Genomic DNA, 17,077 nt, shown 5'->3' on the forward strand with positions numbered 1-17,077 from the left:
AACATGAAGAAATTAGTTTTGATAAGCCTACTGGCGATGGGAAGCGGGGTTGCGGGTTGCTGTGGCGATGGTAGTGGCGATCATGCTGGGCACTCTAATGCATCTGCTGCGAGCGCTGCGTCTACTGGTAGTGGTCGCGCTGAATCCTCTAATGCATTGGACGCTGCGAGCGTTGCATCTACTGGTAGTGGCGCTCAAGCTGAACCTTCTAATGTATTGGAAGCTGCAGGCGTTGCTTCTATTGCTAGTGAGGATGAAGCAAGATGGGTTTGGAAGGGGCAACCTCATAAAGAGCAGCAGATGCTTCTCTCCAAAGATGGCCGTGCTGAGTTACGTTTTAAAGTGCCTACAGAAGATTTATCGAATCTCGAGATCTCTTTGAGTAAGTCGGGACCTAATGAATATAAAATTAGCACAACGGATAAGGGTAACTATGGAAAATTGCGCTTCCTTGAGTTGGACGTCGCTGCTCCAATAGTAGAACTGCGAGCAAGTTTACCTCGATTGGAAGAGGTCGGCTTGGACGACAAAGAGTTAAAGAAAATTCTAGCGAGCAGCATAGAATCTGTTTTGACTGATGAAGAGGGTCAAGAGCATAAATCTGGCGATAAAGAAGTGACCGCGAAGTTTTTAACCCATCATTATAAAAGAGGTGGCGGATCATATTGGGTTGTTACTAGAGAAGCAGACTTTGTAGGTAAATATGGCTGGCAGATAACGGAGCAGATAGAACATAGTGATGCTCATTACTCTTCTGAGTCTGTCGATGAGGATCGTAGAGATGAGGTCGCGGATACTTATTATTCCACTCTACCTGCAAGCAGTACTACGGGGTCACCAGCTTCGTTATCATCATCCTGGTGGGATATGGACGCAGGGAGCGGCGACGCTCTCGATCAACGCCATACGGATGAAGGCAAGCGTGCGTTATCAAGTGGGTATGAGCAAATACAAACAGAAACAGATTCAGTCGTGAGTGAGACGGGCTCGACTAAAGGGCAAATCAGCACTACTACCCATACAACGACGAGTAGTACGGTTCGAAGCCAACACGGGGTACAACATATGACGCGTACCGTCGCGAGCGGAGTTCACAGTGAACAACGAGAAGTGTCTGGTGAACAGGCATCAACTTCTCAAGTGCGCTCGATCAAGAACAAGAACAAGAGCAAACAAACTGATAAAAATAAGTCATAAAACATAAAAGCTAAGAATAAAGCAAAAATAAAGGCTAAAAAGCAATATAGAGTAAAAGGCGGGAAGAGCAATATTGCCACCGCTTAATTGTAGCTTTATCTACTTGAGATTGCCGAGAAAACGGCAATCTCAAGCTTTATTTTGGGGTCCACCGCAAGCCGGCTGAGGCCCATAACACCTTGTCTACAAACGCCCTGCCTTATAAGATTGACTAGCCTTAATTGGTTCGGTCTAATTTATTTCCCCGAAGGAAATGGGCCTTATATCTTTGACCCTACCGCATACTTAATTTAGAGCCAGTGTTTCTCAGATTAAATTTTCACTAGGGCAAGTAATGCCATACCTGCTCAGCAAGCGCGTATTCATAGAATCTAAACCCTGGGCATCTTGAATAGACATGTTGGTTAAGGTCAGTTCATTCTGATATGCGTTCCAATATAAACTCATCTTCCAGCCGTTGCTTCCTAAGCTCGTCGAGTTGATCTTGCAACTGCCATCCTTGCAGTGCCCGAAGCTGGTTACAAAGATTGGAGAGACGATTCAATTGTGAGTACGATGATTTGGTGGCGTGATCACTCGTTAATCAAGGGGAGTGGTGTCAGTTTATAGATAATTATTTGGAACAACTTAAGACGACAAAGCTATTAAATGATTATAAATCTGGTGTGGATGCCAGGCTAAATTCTAGAAAAAATGAAGGAAAAATATTTTTTTCCAATTTATTAGAAATATGATATTTTTCTTTTTTTAAAAAGATTTTTTGAGTAATTGTCTCTGGCCAAAATAGGCCTAATTTTACGGGGGAAATATGAAGAAAATGGTACTAATAAGCTTGCTGGTTACGGGAGGTTGGATCGCGGGCTGTGGTTGTGATGACTCTATCCGCTTGAACTCTGCGTCAGAGGCAGAATTGGGTTGTCCTGAAGGTTATGAATTTTGGACTAAGGCAGAGGGTTCTGAGCAAGAGCTTTTTTCTGACGATGGCGCGGCTCGGTTGACTTTTAAATTGCCTAACTCAGACGTATCAAATCTCCAAATCTGTTTGGGCCGACCGCAAGACTACCAATATGAACTTAGGACAATGGGTGATTACGATAAAGTAATCGAGCCTCAATTGGCCTTTTATTTTCCCATGACCGATTTGGAAGTAGTTATACCTGAATTGAAGGAGCTTGGGCCGCAGTTCGTCGAGGCTAATGTGAAGAAAGTTCTGAACGCTAGTGCAAAATATTTTTTTGCTAATGCAGTTCCTGGGAGTAAACGGCAATATAGTGATATAAAATGGTTGAAACAGGCAGAAAATGAGCTTGACTCATATTGGGGCGTAACCAGAAGAGCAAAACAAGTCGGTATATATGGCTTCGAGATAGGTCACTATGAGTGAGTAATTTTAGCTAGTTTTTAATCGCAACTACGATCTACTTTAAGGTTGCCATCAATTCCATATTGGCAACCTTAAAGTTTTCGCAACGCAGTCAAATCAATTTTTGAGGAAGGGGGTATGTGTAGTCTAGTATTTATTTTTCCTTAGGAAAGTCATACACCACTACGCATCAACCGAGCCTTCTCCCGCTCCCAATCCCGCTGCTTCTCAGTCTCCCGCTTATCATGCTCCTTCTTACCTTTAGCCAAACCAATTTCACATTTAACCCGTCCCTTCGTATAATGCAAATCTAACGGCACAAGCGTATAGCCACGCTGCTCAACTTTACCGATGAGGCGTTTGATTTGTGTGGCATGCATCAGCAGTTTACGGGTACGCACCGGATCTGGCCGGATATGGGTCGAGGCGCTTAAGAGTGGGCTAATATGCGCGCCGATTAGAAATAACTCAGCATTGCGGATGACGACATAGCCTTCTCTAATCTGTGAGCGGCCAGCGCGAATAGCCTTAACCTCCCACCCTTCGAGTACGAGGCCGGCTTCGTAGCGATCTTCAATAAAGTAATCGAAGAGTGCTTTTTTATTGTTACTAATACTCATGATGAGAGAGAACGTATACTTCGGCTAAAATAATCATTCTAACAAAGCCGCTTACCTTATGCTGTCGATTTTGCGCAAACTGCGCATCCTTTTTACCTAAACCTTATGCCGGATGTTCAAAAAACCGTTTTGGTCCGCTACGCGGCCGAACAAATGTTCGATCTTGTCAACGATGTTGCCGATTATCCAAATTTCCTACCATGGTGTGGAGGGGTTGAGATTTTTGAACAAAACCCCACCGAGATGAAAGCCAAGATTGATATTACATTCAAAGGGATCAAGCTACATTTTACAACCCGTAATACCCAACAGCGGCCAAACCGCATCGATATGGTATTTGCGGATGGTCCGTTTAAAAAATTCACTGGCTACTGGTGCTTTACGCCGTTACGTGCTGACGCGTGTAAGGTCGAATTTTCATTGCACTATGAATTTGCAAGTATGATCTTAGGTAAACTCATAGGACCCGTGTTCCATCATATTGCGAACACTTTTGTTGAATCTTTTGTGAAGCGCGCACAAACCAAATATGCTTGCTAAGATTGAAATCGAAGTTTGTTATGCTTTGCCGGAGCGGCAAACAGTGCTGAAAATGACACTGCCAGCAGATGCGACAGTGCATCAATCCATTATTGCATCGGGTATTTTGCAACTCTATCCAGAGCTTGATTTAGCAACGCAGGCGGTGGGGATATGGGGCAAACTTAAATCATTAGAGACCGTCTTGGCGGCAGATGATCGAGTTGAAATTTACCGGCCTTTAAAAGTAGACCCCAAGCTTGCGCGGCAACGGCGTGTGGAAAAAGGGCGCATGGGACGACCTGAGGGTCGTAGATGGCACGCATAAATCGGAAAAATATTAAATCAATGCCTGGCAGGCGCTAGGTTAGCGCTGAAGAATCGCGTATAATCCGTTTTTGCGCCTCCAGGATATCTTATGCGCCTCCTCCAAAAAGCACTGACCTTTGACGACGTATTACTCGTGCCCGCATTTTCCAATGTACTGCCACGAGAAACCTCCCTTAAAACCAAATTCACCCGCCGCATCACGCTAAACATGCCGCTTGTATCCGCGGCCATGGACACCGTGACCGAAGGCCGGCTTGCCATTGCTATGGCTCAGCTAGGCGGGATTGGTATCATTCACAAAAATTTGCTAGCGGCTGAACAAGCCCGTGAAGTGGCCAAGGTTAAGCGCTTCGAGTCTGGCATTGTGCGTGATCCGATCACGGTGCCGCCTCATCTCAAAGTGCGCGATGCCATTGCGTTGTCGCAGCAGCATGGTATTTCCGGCTTCCCTGTCGTTGAAGGCAAGCAACTCATTGGCATTGTAACTAATCGTGATTTGCGTTTTGAAACGCGGTTGGATGAACCTGTGCGCGCCATCATGACCCCTCGAGAGCGTTTGATCACGGTGCCGGAAGGAACGCCGCTTGCTAAAGCTAAAGAGTTGATGCATTGCCATCGGCTTGAGCGGGTATTGGTGGTGAATGATACGTTTGAATTGCGCGGCTTAATGACCGTTAAAGACATCTTGAAAGCGACTGAACATCCAGATGCATGCAAGGATGAGCAGGGCAAGCTCCGGGTTGGCGCCGCCGTTGGGGTTGGCCCAGAAAACGACGAGCGCATTGAGTTGTTGGTGCAAGCAGGCGTGGATGTGATTGTGGTGGATACGGCTCATGGCCATAGCCTAGGCGTGCTTGAACGCGTGCAGTGGGTTAAAAAGCATTTTCCGCAAATTGAAGTGGTGGGTGGCAATATTGCCACGGCCGATGCGGCGCGTGCTTTGGTTGAATATGGCGCCGACGGCGTCAAAGTGGGCATCGGACCAGGCTCAATTTGCACGACCCGGATTATTGCCGGGGTTGGGGTGCCGCAGATTTCTGCGATTGCGAATGTGTCTGCAGCGCTGGCGGGTACCGGCGTGCCGGTGATTGCCGATGGCGGAGTGCGTTATTCGGGAGATGTTTCCAAGGCGTTAGCAGCGGGGGCGCACAGTGTCATGATGGGAAGTATGTTCGCCGGTACTGAAGAAGCGCCAGGCGAAGAGTTTCTATATCAGGGCCGTTCCTATAAATCTTATCGCGGCATGGGTTCGGTGGGAGCCATGAAAGATGGCGCCGCCGATCGTTATTTTCAGGACAATTCGGTCAATATCGATAAACTTGTGCCGGAAGGCATTGAGGGCCGCGTTGCATATAAAGGGAGCGTGAGCGCCATTTTATATCAGCTCGTGGGTGGCGTACGCGCAAGTATGGGCTATTGTGGCTGCCGCACTATTGAAGAAATGCACGAACAGGCTGGTTTTGTTGAAATTACTTCGGCTGGCATTCGTGAGTCGCATGTGCATGATGTACAGATTATGAAAGAAGCCCCGAACTATCACGTGGAATAAATGCAGATGCATGACAAAATTTTAATCCTTGACTTTGGTTCACAGTTTACTCAGCTGATCGCCCGCCGTGTGCGTGAGGCCCATGTATGTGCTGAGATTTACCCTTCTGATGTGAATGAGGCTTTCATTCGTGATTTTGCCCCGAAGGGCATTATTTTATCGGGTGGTCCAAATTCAGTGACGGGTGCTGATACGCCGCGCGCACCACAAGTTGTGTTTGAGCTTGGCGTACCCGTGCTGGGGATTTGCTATGGTATGCAGACCATGGCCGAGCAACTGGGTGGCAAGGTTGAGCATGGCCATGTGGGTGAATTTGGTTACGCCGAAATCTTAGCCCATGGTCATGCAAAATTCCTGCACGGAATTGAAGATTTTCATACGGATGCGGGCCAGAGCGTGCTTAAAGTCTGGATGAGCCATGGCGATAAAGTGAGTGCAGTGCCACCTGGCTTTACGCTGATTGCGTCGACGGATGCGTGTCCAGTTGCAGCTATGGCAGATGACGCAAGGCGCTTTTACGGCGTTCAGTTTCATCCAGAAGTTACCCATACACTACAGGGTAAGGCTCTTCTGACACGTTTTGTGCATGAGGTATGTGGCGCGCGCGCAGATTGGATTATGGGCGACTATGTTGATGAAGCCGTCAAATCGATTCGTCAGCAGGTCGGCAACGAGCGGGTGATTTTAGCCATTTCAGGTGGCGTAGATTCCTCGGTTGCGGCAGCTTTGCTGCATAAGGCAATTGGTCCGCAACTGACTTGCGTGTTTGTGGATCATGGGTTACTGCGGCTTAATGAAGCAGAGCAGGTCATGGAAACTTTCGCTAACCATCTAGGGGTGAATGTTATCCATGTCGATGCAAGCGGACCCTTCCTTGAGAAGCTTGCCGGTGTGGCTGACCCAGAGCAAAAGCGCAAAATTATTGGCGCGGAGTTTGTTGAGGTATTCCAGCACGAAGCACGCAAGTTGGTCGATGCGAAATGGCTTGCGCAAGGTACAATCTATCCAGATGTTATCGAATCGGCCGGCAGCAATAAGCCAGGTGCCGCTAAAATTAAAAGTCATCACAATGTAGGTGGCTTACCAGAAACTTTGCATTTAAAGTTGCTTGAACCTTTACGTGAACTGTTCAAAGATGAAGTGCGCGAATTAGGCATCGAACTAGGTTTGCCGGCTGCGATGGTGTATCGTCATCCGTTCCCAGGCCCAGGCTTAGGGGTGCGGATTCTAGGCGAAGTTAAGCGCGAATATGCTGCTTTGCTGGCCCGTGCCGATGCGATCTTTATCGATGCGTTACGCAATACGATCGATCCGCACACAGGCAAGTCGTGGTATGAGCTTACCAGCCAGGCGTTTGCGGTTTTTCTGCCGGTTAAAAGCGTGGGCGTTATGGGCGATGCGCGCACCTATGAGTATGTGGTTGCGCTGCGCGCGGTGCAAACACAAGACTTTATGACCGCACATTGGGCTCATCTGCCGCATGAGTTGCTAGGCCAGATCTCGAACCGGATCATTAATGAAGTGCGTGGCATTAATCGTGTGGTCTATGATATTTCAGGAAAGCCGCCTGCGACTATTGAATGGGAGTGACCCAGCGTCCGGTAACAGCTGTTACCTAGATGCACGAGAAATCCTCTAAGCCCGCATTACTGCGGGCTTTTTGCATCTGTTGGCACAATGTACGGGTTTATGGGGGACTGCCCATAAATGTTCCGTTGATCCCCAATGGCTGTTAATTACAAATCTTTGAGGCACAAATCAAATAGTTGTCTTTTGAAAAAAGAAAATTCCTCATTTTCCTTTTTCAAAGGATATCCATCTTTATGAAGGGTGAGATCATTTAATGCTCCCATACCTCTATATAGTGACAGGATTTCTCGCTTGGTTTCATTGGGTGTATCGAGAATCTCATAACTGAATGGCTCGATGATCCCTTCCCAGTCTTTAGCATCACTTAATTTAATCAAGTCTAACATTTTGGTTAAAGTCAATTTTATGTTTTCAGTTTGAGTCATTTTGGCGGTCTCACAGCAAGTATTTTTATACCATAAATTATCGAAGCATCTGGCACAACAATCTGCTTAACTCCGCCAACATAAAAGCTTTCGCGAATTAATTTCATCTACATAAAATTTAGTTCTGGATGTTATATTTTTTACAAAAATATCAAGGTGGCAAAATAGCACCTGTCGAGATTGAAATATTTATAACTTTCCCTGTGTCCATTTCGGTCAGCGAAAGTATCCCCTGTTCATCATTAATAACCCAATCTGAGACAATGTCTGTGCCAACACTCCATATTCCTGTTAAGTCTCTCGTAACAACTTGCGCACCTATTTCATGAATAATGCAAAGATTTCCATTTTCCAATAGAAGCAGGTCAAAAAAGACTCCATCTAGCCGAAACAATCGATTTTCAATCGTTGAAGATGATTGAATAGTGGAGACTGCTGCTATGTAAGAATCAAATCCTATATACACAGTTTGATAATTTTCGATCAGCAATATTTTAGGCGTTATGCCTGTTCCTGTAACTGCTATACCAAGTCCAAAAGCTAGTTCATTTGAATCAGATTCAAGCGAATAGCATTCATTAACAGCTTCATGATTAGATCCCAAAATTAGCCATTTTTCATATTTATCCTGGAACCAATATTTCATTTCTCTTACAGAATCATAGGTCTCAGTAAACGTGATCATTATTACTCTCAATGCTTCGGTTTATGGGTGAACCGACCGACCGGCAGGCCCGAATGCTTTTCCTGATACTAGGCGATTACCATCCCAATAGTTTCTAGCTTCATTCCACCTCTAGGCCCTATTAGCAGAGAATGACGTACTACAATGCCATTTTCTTGAATACCAACGATGCTCGCGGCGAAACATCAACAGCTATGAATATCTAAGAGGAATTAAACCCAAGGGGGCATGCTTTTTGTCGCTTAGCATCCATTCATTGAAGCGTTCGATGGTTGTGCTCTGGTTCTTAAGCCAGTACGAAGCGTCAATAAACAAGCCTTTTTTAAGATTGTTTGGATAAGTTTGGAGAAGCTTAGCCTGCTGTGGGGCAATATGATTGAACGCACCAGGATGTGTCGGTCCAATTGCATCCGGAGCAAGGAGTGCCTGTCGCTCCGGATGCGACGCGAATTTGATGAACTCGCGGCATGCATCAGCGTTACGGGTTTCCTCGAAAATTGCCCAATTATCATATCCATAAATATGCTGGTCCCATGAAAAGGCGAATGGGGCACCAGCACTAGTAGCCGCTTGCAATTTAGAAATCAAAGCCGGCATCAAATCTACTTCGCCAGAGTTCAGTATCTGTTCAATTTGAGGCCCGCTTGTCCACCAGACAGCAATGTGTGGCTTGATTTTATCAAGGCTACGAAATGCGCGTTCGAGATCACACGTGTAGACTTCGCTGGGAGTTACCCCATCTGCCATTAACGCTTGTTCAATAGTGTCAAAAGGGAGCTTACGTAGACCACGGCGACCAGGGAAATTATCTACGTCCCATAGATCCCGCCACGACAGCGGTGCTTGTCGATTTTTAAAAATATCCTTGCGATATGTCAGCACAGTGGTATATACATTTGTCCCCACGCCGTAAGGCGATATGAACTGTGGCGCAATCCCCGAAACAATTGGGTCGCTCTCCAGCCCATGCTTTTTCAAGTAAATATTCTTGCCCGTTGTCAGATACAAAATAGCTCTATGGCTCAGACTCGCCATATCCCAAGATTGGCTTTTCGTTTCGACCATCGTCCTAATATATGCAGTGGGTTCCGCATCTGACCAAACATTGATTACTTTAATACCTGTCTTGCGCGTGAAGGGCTCATAGAGCACCTTTTTGTATAGTCGCGATAGGACCCCACCTGGGTCTCGAATGACTATTTGTTGCGGAGCTACCCGAGAGCGAGTCCATACAAAGGGCGAATACATAGCAACGCCAACTCCTAGAGCAGTCTTGATGACGCCGCGGCGGCCTGGGTTTTCAGGCTGATTTTTAGTATCCATGGTGCACTATATCCAGGAAGGAAAAACAGCGTGTTTTAAGATAAATTGCGCGAGAAAATGGACGATTTCGCCACAATTAGCCGAAGCAATTGATTGGTGGCTGGTGAAAGTGGTCTACCCTGTCTAACGATTAAACAAGATTCCACAGAGGTAAAAGCTGGGTGATAAATTTCAAGCGCGATGAGTTGGCCGGTCTCGATTTCACGGCGGGCTGCAAAAGTTGAAAGTAATGTCCCACCTTGGCCGGTAATGACAAATTGTTTCCGAGCAGAAACAGAGTTACTTATAAATGATGGAGTCCACTCCATTTTTTGTGGGCTTGAGCGTTCTGCTTCTCGAATCATTTGCCATACGTTAAATGAAGTAGGTGGCAGTGCAAGCGGATAGCGCATGGTTTCTGAGAAAGTTATCCTCCGCTTATCGGCCAATGGATGGCTTTTACTCACCAACAGGCATACAGGAATTGGAGCTCGCGCATAACAGCGAATATTTGAATGAAATTGAGAGTAATTATTGACTATGCCTATCTGTGAAATATCTTCAAGAATATTGGTTATGATTTGAGGAGAAGGATTTATCTCTTCAATATGCATGTTTAAACGAGGGTATGTTAAGCAAAATTCATTTAATACATCCTCCATCAATACATCAATATATACGCTAGGCAAAACAATACAAATTTTTCCGCGTTTCATATCGCGTCGTTCTTGCAAGCAGGTGTCCATATAATCGCGCAGCGTACGACATCCCAGATAATATTCATCTACGATCTCAGCCGCGTCATTCGGCTTCATACCGTTACGTGCGCAACGCTCGAATAGTTTTTCTCCAAGCGCCTCTTCCAAACGTTTGATGCGCTCTGACACCACTGACGGAACGGCGCTTACATTATTAGCCGCAGCCGTGACTGAGTGGGACTTCATCACTTCATGAAAGGAGTCCAACCAACTCTGCTTAATTTCCTTGCGCTGATTAACTGTCTTCATGAACACCCGCCCAATTATGTGTATATAGGACATCAATTTTCGGTAAATAACGAACGATAAAAAGCCATTATCGTTATTGTTATGAATATTCTTTGCCAAGGATACTAGCATCGAAATCAGTTCATCAGAGGTAAATGTATTTTTGATGCAACATGATTTAATGGTTCTCGCTGCTTGTAAGCGACATTTATAAAAATGTCGTTGCTTTTATTGGGTTTGCCTTGATTGATACTATTTAAAAAACATTCTCTGGCAGCCTCCGGTAGCGCGTGTGCGATGAATAGACTCGAGCTAGGAGACGTAAAAAAATGAGTATCCCTTCTGTTGATAGCAGCGTTTTAGTCCATAAAAAGTGGCGATATTTTCTACAGGGACATAAAACTGGTATGTTTCGCTTCCAGTTTGGTTGCCTTCAATGGCAGAAACTAATGAATCTGCACATCGGCATTATCCCATTGCCGGTTTATAGCGTTATTCTTATTTGTTTGGGCATCTTTTTAGCCCTTGGAAAAATCTCTGGCGATATCTCAATCATGTTCGCGCTCCTTACCGTATTCGGCTTTACCTGCGCCGAATTGGGAGCGCGTATCCCAGGCCTACGCCAGATGGGCGGCCCTGTCATCGTGACAATTTTTCTCCCCGCCTGCTTGGTTCATTACAAGCTTTTACCTAACGAATTGGTGGGATCAATTAACGATTTCTGGCAATCGACCAAAATCCTATATCTCTTCATTGCCTGTGTGATCGTTGGCAGCATCCTTAGCGTGGATCGTCGGACATTGATTACAGGCATTGTTAAAATCTTTATCCCTCTTGCTGCCGGGTCTGTGCTAGCAACTATTGCAGGTACGCTTACCGGGCTAGCCTTTGGATTAAGCGCTCACCATACCTTTTTCTATCTCATCATCCCCATTATGGCTGGTGGCATTGGCGAAGGGGCGATCCCTCTCACCCTTGGCTATGCTGACATTCTCGACCTGCCACAAAATCAGCTATTCGCCCAAATCGTACCCGCTATTGTGCTTGGCAATTTGATGGCGATTATTTGCGCGAGCTTGCTTAATCGGCTTGGTAAGCGCCGTCCTCACTATACCGGCCAAGGCCACTTATATGCTGCTGATGAGGATTCTCCTGCAAGACCCGCCAAGGCTCCTACAGTTACGGTAGAGCACATTGCCACCGCCGGCATGATTGCCATCTCTTTTTATATATTGGGCATACTCGTGCACAAGCTGACCGGTTTACCTGCTCCAGTAGGTATGTTATTTCTCGCTGTGCTTGCCAAGCTAACTTATGCGATTTCACCCAAGCTGGAAGATGGTGCTCGCACGGTTTGTAATTTTTTCTCGACAGCAGTGACCTATCCCTTGCTTTTTGCTATAGGCATCACTACCACTTCGTGGAACGACTTAATGGCTGCTTTTACTTTGGCTAATGTCGTTACTATTGCGGTCACGGTTTTTACCCTGACTACGGTCGGGTTTTTTGTGGGCAAATGGGTCGGTTTATATCCCATCGAGAGCGCGATTATTAATGCCTGTCACAGTGGGATGGGAGGTATTGGCGATGTGGCGATACTGACCTCAGCCCGCCGTTTGGAGCTGATGCCATTCGCGCAAATAGCGACTCGCCTAGGAGGTGCGCTCACTATCACTGGCGCAATTGTTTTGTTAGGATTAACTGCCTAAATACTGAATAGCTGCTTGTGATGAGAATAAGAGCGAGGGAATAAAAAAGCTGCCATCTAATGGCGGTGGTAAATCTAAAGCTGTTAGTAACCTGATTTATGGGACGTGCTCCATTTTTCTTGACGGCCTATTTGATAGAGAAATCCTTCCAGGGGAGAAGGGCAGGGGGCTATAGTTGACGAATCATCTTAAATTTATGGAATGTTTTAAGAGTGACAACATTTTGTCAGCATATGCCCGAAAACCCTTATATTTTATAGATGGGGCGAGTTCGAGTCCTGCCGAGACTGTTCGCTATTTTTTATCAGTCTTATTTTCCGCAATGTCCGTAATAGCATTTTGTGCTGTAAATAAACTCAACACAGCCATCTTTTTGATGTGCCTCAAAAAGATGGCTTGCCGCTTGCATCATGGCTTCATAATTGGGCTGTCCTGATTTTGGTGTGTAAGAGGTAGACAATAGGCGCCCTAAAAAACCATTCTTATCCAATCTTTGTTGGTGGGCAAACGCAGCAAGATTAACGCTTATTGGCGTAAAAAATTGTTGAATTTTCTCTTCATCTATCTTGTTAGCATTGACCTCTTTATAGTCAGCGCCATACTGATTTAAGAGTTCTTCATATTGTGCCATCAACGGCGATGCTTCAAGCAGCCGCACATTCCAAATCAGCATGCACAAGCCGCCTGGCTTAAGAATGCGGTTAAATTCCTTTTTTACCTTCTCTTTATCGAACCAATGAAATGCTGTCGCGGCGGTAATGCTGTCCACGCTATGGCTACTCAAATCGGTCGCTTCAGCAGTGGCATTGACGCTCATAAAGTTTGCATAACCAGCCAATTGCTGTTCTGCTTTTTCTCTCATCTGCGCATTAGGTTCAATACCCAATACTTTGTATTGATGATCAAGCAGAAGTTTTGCGAATATACCGGTGCCTGAGCCAATATCTGCGACTACCGCGCCAGGTTTAAGCTGTCCTTCTTTTTTGAGAAGATCAATCACAGACACCGGGTAAGTAGGGCGATATTTCGCGTAATGCTCGACAGTGTCACTAAATCTCGTAGTGGGGCTAAGCTTTTTTTCTTGCATAAAAATTCACCGAACTTTAATCCAACAAGAGTAGGAGGCCTACGCAACGTTAGCACCCAAAGATGGCTACCGCGTTGCTAGTTGATCGATTCTGGCAGCAGATCGAGGGCGCGGCAAGGAAATACCTAAATTAAACGAATAATTTCTAAAGCAGGATATTTTGAGTTGCATCCAACTAATACATCTAATCAACTTATCATCCACTGATTAAAGCGTTCAATAACAGTTTCTTTATTCTTAAGCCAGTACGAAGCATCAATATATAAGCCCCGTTTAAGATTATCCGGGTAAGTTTGCAGTAGCTTGGCCCGTTCTGGGTCGATCAGTTTTTTTAATAGCTCGTAAGGCTGAGTCGGTCCAATCGCATGCTGCGCAAGAAGCGCCTGTTGTTTTGGCTCTGAGGCAAATAGGATGAACTGGCGGCAGGCATCAGCATTCGGTGTTCCCTTCAAAATCGTCCAACTCTCGCATCCGTAGATATGCTGCTCCCACGTTATTGCGACCGGTGCACCAGCGTCTATCGCTGCCTGCGCGCGAGAAATATAAGTGGGTATCAAGCTGACCTCGCCAGACTTCAGCAGTTGTTCGACCTGCGCCCCATGCGTCCACCAGAGAGCGACGTGTGGTTTAATTTTGTTGAGACTGCGAAACCCCCTCTCGAGATCGCAAGGGTAGACCTTGTTCGTTGGTACATGATCAGCCATCAGTGCTGCTTCGATAGTGCCAAAAGGATGTTTGCGCAAACTACGGCGACCAGGGAAATGCTCCACATCCCATAGATCCTGCCATGATTGTGGCGCTCGACGCCCTTTAAAGACATCCGTTCGATACGCAAGCACGGTTGTAGAAACATTCGTTCCTACGCCGTAAGGCGACATAAACTGTGGCAAAATCGATGAGACAACCGAGTCATGCTCAAGTTCATGACGCTCCAAATAAACCTTGCCATTTGTCAAAGACATGATGGTGGATTGGCTAATCACGGCCATATCCCATAGATAACTTTGGGTTTCAACCATCGTTCGGATTTCTGTAGTAGGTTCGTATCCTGACGTAGCACTGATCACTTGAATGCCAGTCTTTTGCGTGAAGGGTTGATAGAGTATGTCTTTATATATCTGGCTATAAATTCCCCCCGCATCGCGCACGATGATTTGCTTCAGGGCAGTCCGGGAGCGCGTTAAAACGAATGGAGCGATGGCAGCCACCGCTCCAAACACTGCGATTTTAATGGCTGTTCGGCGGTTAATAAGGTGAGGTCGATGATTATCCATAGTCATGGTTCGTCAGTTTAGTAGCCAATGGTTAAATCGTTCAATCGTTGCTTCCTGGTGCTTGGACCAATATGAAGCGTTGATATGCAGTCCCTTTCTCAGATTATCCGGATAAGTTGGAATGAGCTTGATTTAGGTAGTGTTAACTTTATTGCAATAATAGGCTTAGATTTACAAACGGGAAAGCACGCATGTTTATTTGGCGCTGCTCAATAAGCACCATCATAGTCCGCCATGGTGGTTCAAATAGCCTTACAACGAGTCAATAGTCCAGCGTTAGAGACTTGACATTATTATCGGTGCCTTCGAACTGTTCCATGAATTTTCCGGTCCGGTTCAGTAGAGAGAAAAAGCCAGAACATTCTATGAGTACTATGATTTATAGCGTGCCAAGATAATCTGATGACCTTTGGGAACATAAGATGTGTCCTTATAAAAGGCAAGATAGCCCAGAGATATCCACAGATACTGTGCATAACTACGTTGAAAAGTGTCTCATATCTTTCTCAAAGGCAGGCGGGACAAGGCTATGCTCGGATTGACTAAATTTTAGCAACTGCGCTTATTTGCCGGAAGAATTTTAGGTTTTTTATTTCTTCTAGGGTACGTGGTACCTTAGTTTTTGCAGTCAAGGCCGCCGCCTTGGCTGGTATCATTACTGCTTTCGATGACATACAGAGAAAGAGACTGTAACGCAGGAGCTTGCGATGAGGGTGCCTGACACCGAACGAGATACGCATTTTATGGCGCTGGCTCTAGCCGCGGCACGCGAAGCGCAAGCCGCAGGTGAAGTGCCAGTGGGAGCGGTGGTGGTACGAGATAACCAAGTGATTGCGACAGGGTTTAATCAACCTATCAGCAAACATGATCCATCTGCCCATGCTGAGATGAATGCGCTACGCACAGCAGCTCATATGCTTGGCAATTACCGATTACCTGGGTGTGAACTCTATGTCACACTTGAGCCTTGCCTGATGTGCGCGGGGGCCATGATGCATGCGCGGATTGCGCGCGTGGTGTTTGGCGCATACGATCCTAAAACAGGGGTAGGTGGGAGTGTATTCAATGCATTTTCTAATCCGCAACTGAATCACCATACGCAAATTAGCGGGGGCGTACAGAGTACGGAATGCGCGCAATTATTGAGTGGTTTTTTTGCGGATAAGCGCCGCGCATTACGGGATGCGCGACTATCAAAATCATGAGCAAAAATTATAATCTGACGTTGGTCGCACCCTCTGGCTATCCGTTGGAGGCGAATACGGTAGAGCGTGGCCTTGAGCGTTTGCGTGTATATGGCTGTCAAATTGACAATGAAGAGGCGGCGCAGCGGCATTGCCAGCGTTTCGCCGGCACAGATGATGAACGGGCTGCTGATTTTAATCGGCTGGTTGACCCGGCGTGTGCGCGCCCGGATATTGTGCTTGCGGTACGAGGGGGGTATGGCGCCACACGGATTTTACCCAGACTGGATTATGCAGGGTTGCGGCGTTGCTTTAAGGGTAGGCCGACAGCCTTTGTTGGGCATAGTGATTTTACGGCAATCCAGATGGCGTTGCTGGCTCAGGCTGGATTAGTGACATTTGGCGGCCCGACTTTATGCAGTCACTTTGGCGCTGAAACAATAGATGAATTTACTCTGCATCATTTTTGGCAAGCACTTGAATCTCCGCAAATCCATTTAAATAGCAACGTGCGTCAGGCGCAGTCGGTTGCAGTAAGCGGTACGCTATGGGGCGGTAATCTGGCGATTATTGCGTCGTTGATTGGCACGCCTTATCTACCGCAAATAGAGAACGGCATATTGTTTATTGAAGATGTCAACGAACATCCGTTTCGGTTGGAGCGAATGATTTATCAGTTACATTTTGCTGGTGTGCTGGCTCGTCAGCGCGCGCTTGTGTTGGGCGATTTTAGTGGGATTCGGCTTGCTCCTCATGATAATGGCTATGACTTGTTGGCGATGGTCGAGCAGATGCGCGCAGTGATTGGCATCCCAATTGTGACAGGTTTGCCGTTTGGACACTGCGATAAACTTGTCACGCTGCCGGTTGGTGCAAATGCACAGCTAGTCGCAGATGAGCAGGGTTTTACGCTGACGGTGGACGGCTATCCGCACCTAATGAGAAATTAAAGTGTGTCAAGCGGATTATTTTTTCTAATTATTAGAGCACAGCGATCGCAGCAATGGTAAAATCCGCGACTCACTCCTTGCCGGGGTGATGAAATTTGGTAAACATAGCGGACTTAAAATTTGAGTGCCTGGCTGGAAACGGTCAGCGTAGAACCCTTCAAATTCGGTGAACCCCCTGGCGCACGCGCCGAGGCAACGCCGAGCCAAGCTTTTTGTAGCCGGGCAGTATCGGTGCAAAAAGAAGGTGTAGAGACTAGACGGAGGGCACCTACTGCGCATTAGCGCTAGGGTGAAGGCATAGTCCAGC

Annotated in this window: 16 protein-coding genes; 9 read left to right on the forward strand and 7 right to left on the reverse strand. The window is 46.4% G+C overall.

The window, feature by feature from the left end; genetic code table 11:
• Window positions 1–18 precede the first annotated feature (18 nt).
• On the forward strand, window positions 19–1,197 hold the full coding sequence (locus NQD60_RS03155) for a hypothetical protein (protein ID WP_257101028.1): 1,179 nt from the start codon (window positions 19–21) through the stop codon (window positions 1,195–1,197).
• A gap of 808 nt (window positions 1,198–2,005) precedes the next feature.
• Window positions 2,006–2,581: a hypothetical protein gene (locus tag NQD60_RS03160; RefSeq protein ID WP_257101029.1), complete on the forward strand. Its 576-nt coding sequence runs from the start codon at window positions 2,006–2,008 to the stop codon at window positions 2,579–2,581.
• A gap of 152 nt (window positions 2,582–2,733) precedes the next feature.
• Here NQD60_RS03160 and smpB read toward each other — a convergent pair whose 3' ends face one another.
• On the reverse strand, window positions 2,734–3,180 hold the full coding sequence (gene smpB / locus NQD60_RS03165; protein ID WP_223694140.1) for an SsrA-binding protein SmpB: 447 nt from the start codon (window positions 3,178–3,180) through the stop codon (window positions 2,734–2,736).
• A gap of 105 nt (window positions 3,181–3,285) precedes the next feature.
• Here smpB and NQD60_RS03170 point away from each other — a divergent pair, with 105 nt between their 5' ends.
• The 4 genes from NQD60_RS03170 (at window position 3,286) to guaA (ending at window position 7,168) form a co-directional block, all read left to right on the forward strand.
• Window positions 3,286–3,720 carry a type II toxin-antitoxin system RatA family toxin gene (locus NQD60_RS03170; RefSeq protein ID WP_223694142.1) on the forward strand — a complete coding sequence of 145 codons (435 nt, stop codon included), beginning with the start codon at window positions 3,286–3,288 and terminating at the stop codon, window positions 3,718–3,720.
• On the forward strand, window positions 3,710–4,027 hold the full coding sequence (locus tag NQD60_RS03175) for an RnfH family protein (RefSeq protein ID WP_257101030.1): 318 nt from the start codon (window positions 3,710–3,712) through the stop codon (window positions 4,025–4,027). The genes NQD60_RS03170 and NQD60_RS03175 overlap by 11 nt, the downstream gene beginning before the upstream one ends.
• Before the next feature lie 90 nt (window positions 4,028–4,117).
• Window positions 4,118–5,578: an IMP dehydrogenase gene (guaB, locus tag NQD60_RS03180; protein ID WP_223694147.1), complete on the forward strand. Its 1,461-nt coding sequence runs from the start codon at window positions 4,118–4,120 to the stop codon at window positions 5,576–5,578.
• Window positions 5,579–5,584: 6 nt separating this feature from the next.
• Entirely contained in the window at window positions 5,585–7,168 is a 1,584-nt protein-coding gene (gene guaA, locus NQD60_RS03185; protein WP_257101031.1) for a glutamine-hydrolyzing GMP synthase, read from the forward strand.
• Between the two features lie 146 nt (window positions 7,169–7,314).
• Here the strand turns inward: guaA and NQD60_RS03190 are convergent, their stop codons facing one another.
• The 4 genes from NQD60_RS03190 to NQD60_RS03205 form a co-directional block, all read right to left on the reverse strand.
• Window positions 7,315–7,593, reverse strand: coding sequence for a hypothetical protein (locus NQD60_RS03190; protein ID WP_257101032.1), 279 nt, complete (start codon window positions 7,591–7,593; stop codon window positions 7,315–7,317).
• A gap of 151 nt (window positions 7,594–7,744) precedes the next feature.
• On the reverse strand, window positions 7,745–8,278 hold the full coding sequence (locus NQD60_RS03195; protein ID WP_257101033.1) for a hypothetical protein: 534 nt from the start codon (window positions 8,276–8,278) through the stop codon (window positions 7,745–7,747).
• A gap of 192 nt (window positions 8,279–8,470) precedes the next feature.
• Window positions 8,471–9,526, reverse strand: coding sequence for an ABC transporter substrate-binding protein (locus NQD60_RS03200; protein WP_257101250.1), 1,056 nt, complete (start codon window positions 9,524–9,526; stop codon window positions 8,471–8,473).
• 110 nt (window positions 9,527–9,636) lie between these two features.
• Window positions 9,637–10,587, reverse strand: a complete 951-nt coding sequence (locus tag NQD60_RS03205; RefSeq protein ID WP_257101034.1) for a LysR family transcriptional regulator — start codon at window positions 10,585–10,587, stop codon at window positions 9,637–9,639.
• Window positions 10,588–11,015: 428 nt separating this feature from the next.
• Between NQD60_RS03205 and NQD60_RS03210 the strand changes: the two genes are divergently transcribed.
• Window positions 11,016–12,275, forward strand: a complete 1,260-nt coding sequence (locus NQD60_RS03210; protein WP_257101035.1) for a 2-hydroxycarboxylate transporter family protein — start codon at window positions 11,016–11,018, stop codon at window positions 12,273–12,275.
• Between the two features lie 310 nt (window positions 12,276–12,585).
• On the opposite strand, the gene NQD60_RS03215 is transcribed toward NQD60_RS03210, so the two are convergent.
• Window positions 12,586–13,362 (reverse strand): class I SAM-dependent methyltransferase, encoded by a 777-nt coding sequence (locus tag NQD60_RS03215; RefSeq protein ID WP_257101036.1) that lies wholly within the window; start codon window positions 13,360–13,362, stop codon window positions 12,586–12,588.
• A 188-nt stretch (window positions 13,363–13,550) separates the two neighbouring features.
• Window positions 13,551–14,636, reverse strand: coding sequence for an ABC transporter substrate-binding protein (locus NQD60_RS03220; RefSeq protein WP_257101037.1), 1,086 nt, complete (start codon window positions 14,634–14,636; stop codon window positions 13,551–13,553).
• Between the two features lie 707 nt (window positions 14,637–15,343).
• Between NQD60_RS03220 and tadA the strand changes: the two genes are divergently transcribed.
• Window positions 15,344–15,841 carry a tRNA adenosine(34) deaminase TadA gene (gene tadA / locus NQD60_RS03225; protein ID WP_257101038.1) on the forward strand — a complete coding sequence of 166 codons (498 nt, stop codon included), beginning with the start codon at window positions 15,344–15,346 and terminating at the stop codon, window positions 15,839–15,841.
• On the forward strand, window positions 15,838–16,770 hold the full coding sequence (ldcA, locus tag NQD60_RS03230) for a muramoyltetrapeptide carboxypeptidase (RefSeq protein ID WP_257101039.1): 933 nt from the start codon (window positions 15,838–15,840) through the stop codon (window positions 16,768–16,770). The genes tadA and ldcA overlap by 4 nt, the downstream gene beginning before the upstream one ends.
• Window positions 16,771–17,077: the final 307 nt, after the last annotated feature.

It is taken from the genome of Mycoavidus sp. SF9855 (assembly GCF_024582735.1).
In the GTDB taxonomy this organism is placed as follows: Bacteria; Pseudomonadota; Gammaproteobacteria; order Burkholderiales; family Burkholderiaceae; genus Mycoavidus.

Bases quoted from the DNA above. Each gene is read 5' to 3' on its own strand.
- NQD60_RS03190 (WP_257101032.1), bottom strand. From the start codon at position 7,593: ATGACTCAAACTGAAAACATAAAATTGACTTTAACCAAAATGTTAGAC.
- guaB (WP_223694147.1), top strand. From the start codon at position 4,118: ATGCGCCTCCTCCAAAAAGCACTGACCTTTGACGACGTATTACTCGTG.
- NQD60_RS03205 (WP_257101034.1), bottom strand. From the start codon at position 10,587: ATGAAGACAGTTAATCAGCGCAAGGAAATTAAGCAGAGTTGGTTGGAC.
- tadA (WP_257101038.1), top strand. From the start codon at position 15,344: ATGAGGGTGCCTGACACCGAACGAGATACGCATTTTATGGCGCTGGCT.
- NQD60_RS03160 (WP_257101029.1), top strand. From the start codon at position 2,006: ATGAAGAAAATGGTACTAATAAGCTTGCTGGTTACGGGAGGTTGGATC.
- NQD60_RS03200 (WP_257101250.1), bottom strand. From the start codon at position 9,526: ATGTATTCGCCCTTTGTATGGACTCGCTCTCGGGTAGCTCCGCAACAA.
- NQD60_RS03220 (WP_257101037.1), bottom strand. From the start codon at position 14,636: ATGGATAATCATCGACCTCACCTTATTAACCGCCGAACAGCCATTAAA.
- ldcA (WP_257101039.1), top strand. From the start codon at position 15,838: ATGAGCAAAAATTATAATCTGACGTTGGTCGCACCCTCTGGCTATCCG.
- NQD60_RS03215 (WP_257101036.1), bottom strand. From the start codon at position 13,362: ATGCAAGAAAAAAAGCTTAGCCCCACTACGAGATTTAGTGACACTGTC.
- NQD60_RS03195 (WP_257101033.1), bottom strand. From the start codon at position 8,278: ATGATCACGTTTACTGAGACCTATGATTCTGTAAGAGAAATGAAATAT.
- smpB (WP_223694140.1), bottom strand. From the start codon at position 3,180: ATGAGTATTAGTAACAATAAAAAAGCACTCTTCGATTACTTTATTGAA.
- guaA (WP_257101031.1), top strand. From the start codon at position 5,585: ATGCATGACAAAATTTTAATCCTTGACTTTGGTTCACAGTTTACTCAG.
- NQD60_RS03170 (WP_223694142.1), top strand. From the start codon at position 3,286: ATGCCGGATGTTCAAAAAACCGTTTTGGTCCGCTACGCGGCCGAACAA.
- NQD60_RS03175 (WP_257101030.1), top strand. From the start codon at position 3,710: ATGCTTGCTAAGATTGAAATCGAAGTTTGTTATGCTTTGCCGGAGCGG.
- NQD60_RS03210 (WP_257101035.1), top strand. From the start codon at position 11,016: ATGAATCTGCACATCGGCATTATCCCATTGCCGGTTTATAGCGTTATT.